Origin of the sequence: Terrisporobacter sp. (genome assembly GCF_017888745.1) — a bacterium.
In the GTDB taxonomy this organism is placed as follows: domain Bacteria; phylum Bacillota; class Clostridia; order Peptostreptococcales; family Peptostreptococcaceae; genus Terrisporobacter.
The window spans coordinates 1-2,666 of the sequence record NZ_JAGHFM010000131.1 but is presented as its reverse complement, the minus strand read 5'-3'; the positions used below and the strand labels follow the sequence as shown (position 1 = coordinate 2,666).

The 2,666-nt window shown below is 27.9% G+C and carries 3 protein-coding genes; 1 reads left to right on the top strand and 2 read right to left on the bottom strand.

Features of this window, described 5'->3' with window-relative positions; genetic code table 11:
- Positions 1-268: 268 nt before the first annotated feature.
- Positions 269-535: a hypothetical protein gene (locus J7G74_RS06295; protein WP_297133239.1), complete on the bottom strand. Its 267-nt coding sequence runs from the start codon at positions 533-535 to the stop codon at positions 269-271.
- A 254-nt stretch (positions 536-789) separates the two neighbouring features.
- On the opposite strand from J7G74_RS06295, the gene J7G74_RS06290 reads away from it, so the two are divergent.
- Positions 790-1,080 (top strand): hypothetical protein, encoded by a 291-nt coding sequence (locus J7G74_RS06290; RefSeq protein WP_297133236.1) that lies wholly within the window; start codon positions 790-792, stop codon positions 1,078-1,080.
- A 221-nt stretch (positions 1,081-1,301) separates the two neighbouring features.
- Here the strand turns inward: J7G74_RS06290 and J7G74_RS06285 are convergent, their stop codons facing one another.
- Complete coding sequence (locus J7G74_RS06285; RefSeq protein WP_297133234.1) at positions 1,302-2,666, bottom strand: MATE family efflux transporter; 1,365 nt, start codon at positions 2,664-2,666, stop codon at positions 1,302-1,304.

The following is a 2,666-nucleotide window of genomic DNA, read 5'->3' as shown; positions in this document are numbered from 1 at the left end:
TTTTTCTTTCCCTCACTAAATTTTTCTTTTCTTTTCCCCATAATAAAACAGCCTCCTATAATAATTTAATACTATCATAGAAAGCTGTTGGATTTTGTAATTTACAGAGTTTTTTTCACACACTCAAGAAATTTAATATAATCCGAACAAAAAAGTAGGGGTATCCTAACTGATATACTCCTACTTATTTGTTTGCATTATATTAATATTATGAATAAATTAAATATAAAAAATATGCTCAAATCTTTATATATTGTTTCTTATATATTTATATTGATCTTTTTTTTACTAAATTTAATACAGCCATCTTTGTAATTAACCATAATATTAAGGTAACTACTCCACATATAATTCCTACTTTCACGTTATAAGTCATAGCACAAACACCTGCTAATAGGCAAATAAGCCAACTTATAGGACTATATCTAAATTCTGAATATTTCATATTGTGAAGTTTATCATATGCATATACTCCTAATCCAAATAGTATAAGTACTACTCCTACTACAGTCCTTACAATTTCAACTGTATTCATAATATCACCCTCTTAACAATTATAATTATTTATTTAGATAGTATCACAATTATTTCAAATGTCTACAAAAAGTTAGTTATTCATAAAATTATATATTTTTGATTTAAATTATTCCCATTACATACTTATTTTATCGGCATATTTAATCCATTAGTCTAATGATTTCTTATTCCTATATGTTTGTAAATCTGATATAATTTAAGAATATAGAAAATATATTGTGAATTAAACAAAATTATAGGGGGTTAAAAATTATGATTGATTTTATTTTAATACTTTTACCAGTGGTAGTTGTGGGAATTGCAGTTATTTTATTCATAAATAACGTTAAGAAGACAAATGAAAAAAGAAAAGCTTTTGAAGATGAGAAAGTAAACCAAAATGAAGAAAATGCAGAAAATCCAGAAGAAAATTATATGGCTATAGGGATGTGTTTTGGGGTGGCAATAGGCACAATCTTTTTTAATGAAGAATCTAGACCTTATGGCATATGTTTTGGAATGTTATTTGGAATGGTTATAGGAATGAGTATAAAGAAAAAGTAATCTTTATTTGAACCAAATATTATATATTCTATTTTAATTGATCCAGTATATGAAGATGGAAAATATGAATTGATGATAGATTTCAATGAAATAGAAGAATCTGAGTTTGATGTATTTATAATTAATAATGGTATATAAAGATAGCTAGACATAGTGGCATAAATTGCCCAATGTCTAGCTATTTAACATTTATCATATAATTATCTAGTATTTCCTAATTTTTAAGCTGCCGAGTCCATATCTTCATTTTTATGAGATTTAACTTCTTTACGAACTACTATAAATGTTACTATGAAAGAAATTACATCTGCAGTTGGTTGAGAGAACCAAACACCATTTAAACCTAAGAATTTTGGTAAAATAAGCATCATAGGAACTAATAATATTACTTGTCTAAGTAAACTTAAGAACATTGCTTGTTTGGCATTACCAATTGATTGAATATAGTTTGATCCAATCATAGACATTCCTATTAAAGGCATCATGAATAAATATTTTCTTATTCCATCTACTGATATAGCTACAAGCTCTGCATCACTATTAAACATGCTTACTATTGGCTCTGGATATAATTGAACTATAATCCAACCTAAAGTTAAGCCTAGAGTAGCAGTTATTGTAGCTAATTTAAGAGTTTTTTCCGCTCTATCATATTTTTTAGATCCATAGTTGAATCCTATTATAGGTTGTGCACCTTGGCTTATACCTACTATTGGCATACCGACCATCATAATTATAGAGTTTATAGTAGCCATAGCACCTATAGCTAAATCTCCGCCATGAGTTCTAAGTGCATTATTGCTTATTACTTGAACACAACTTGCTGCTAATTGCATGGCAAATGGAGCAGATCCTATTGCAGCTATTGTAAATACTAAGGATTTATCTAATTTTAAATTAACTTTATGAAGTTTTAAGTTTGATTTTCCTTTTGTATAATAAGCTAATCCCCAAATAGCAGTAACAAACTGAGAAATAATAGTTGCTAATGCGGCACCCTTTATTCCAATATTTAATACAAAAATAAATAGGGCATCCAATATTATATTTAATACACATCCTACAACCATTATTGTTGCAGAAAGTTTTGGATTACCATCACCTCTAATAGTACTATTAAAAACAAATCCTATTAGATTAAATACAGTTCCTAGTAAAATTACATTAATATAGGCTTTTGCATATTCTAAACTACTTGTACTAGCCCCAAATAATTGAAGTATTTGATCTCCAAATATTAGTCCAATTACCATTATTGTTAATCCAACTATTACTGATAATGTAATTGAATTTCCTATAAATTTTTCTGCTTCGTCTTTTTTTCCTTGCCCTAATTTAATAGAAATATTAGTAGCTGTACCTATACCTATAAGCATGCCAAATGCCATTATTATAGTCATTATAGGCATTGTAACACCTAAACCAGTTATGGCAAGTGGTCCAACTCCTGGCATATTACCTATAAATATTCTATCTACCACGTTGTACAATCCGTTTACCATCATACCAATTATTGCTGGCACAGAGTATTTTATTAGTAATTTTCCTACAGGTTCTGTACCTAAAACTTGTTGATTATTACTCAT